Origin of the sequence: Carnobacterium sp. 1290_CSPC, assembly GCF_001053265.1 — a bacterium.
Classification (GTDB): Bacteria; Bacillota; Bacilli; order Lactobacillales; family Aerococcaceae; genus Aerococcus; species Aerococcus urinaeequi.
Map to the genome: position 1 here is coordinate 1 of NZ_JVVG01000122.1, position 909 is coordinate 909.

At 36.4% G+C, this 909-nt stretch carries 1 protein-coding gene; it reads left to right on the plus strand.

From position 1 onward, the window contains the following. Positions 1-45: 45 nt before the first annotated feature. Positions 46-909: transposase (locus AC973_RS09420; protein ID WP_192829004.1), on the plus strand; the 864-nt coding region annotated here is incomplete at its 3' end.

The window sequence follows — 909 nt, forward strand, 5'->3', positions numbered from 1 at the left end:
GGTTCTATAATAAATAGTGTTGGTGAGAATTCATATTGAATCTCATTGACACTATTTTTGTGTACGCAAAAAGGACATGATATCCTTAATGCGTGTAAACCACTACGAATACAGAAAGAAGGAAAAATCATGTCCCATACATCTATTATAAAACAACTTTGCGGTATTTACGACAATAATATTGATATTACAATACCAAAATCTATGCATCTGTTGCCACTTGAAAAGTATCATGAAATAAATCATTTCGTTTTACATGGGGTTCTTACGTACAAGCCTAAGGCTTGTATGCACTGTGGTGTAAAGAATACTGGTAATCGAGATATCATCAAACATGGCTTTAAACCAGCTATCATTCGATTACCGAACACAGCTACTAATCCTGTTTTACTTAAATTACAGAAGCAACGCTTTTATTGTAAACATTGTGCACAAACTTTTATCGCTGAAACACCATTAGTTGAAAAATTTTGCTGTATTTCTAAAACCATTAAAAGTCAAATTAGCTCCGAATTGGTTGAAACGCAATCTATGCGGTTAATCGCTAAACGTTATCATGTCTCTTCTCCAACAGTGGCCAGAACTTTAATGAAAGCAAGTATGGGACTATCACCTAAGGGAAATTATCTCCCGAATCACCTCGGTGTAGATGAGTTTAAATCGACTAATCGTGTAGCCAATGCGATGAGTGCTGTCCTTGTGGACACGCATAATAGAAGGCTAATTGATATTGTCGTTGATAGAAAACAAGCGTCGCTCATCGATTACTTTTCTTCTTTTACCTGGACTGCTCGAAGCAGCGTGAAGACAGTTTCGATTGATTTATATACACCTTATCTAGAGGTCATCCGCACATGTTTCCCTAATGCGAAGATTGTCATTGATCGATTCCATATAGTAAAGCTGTTG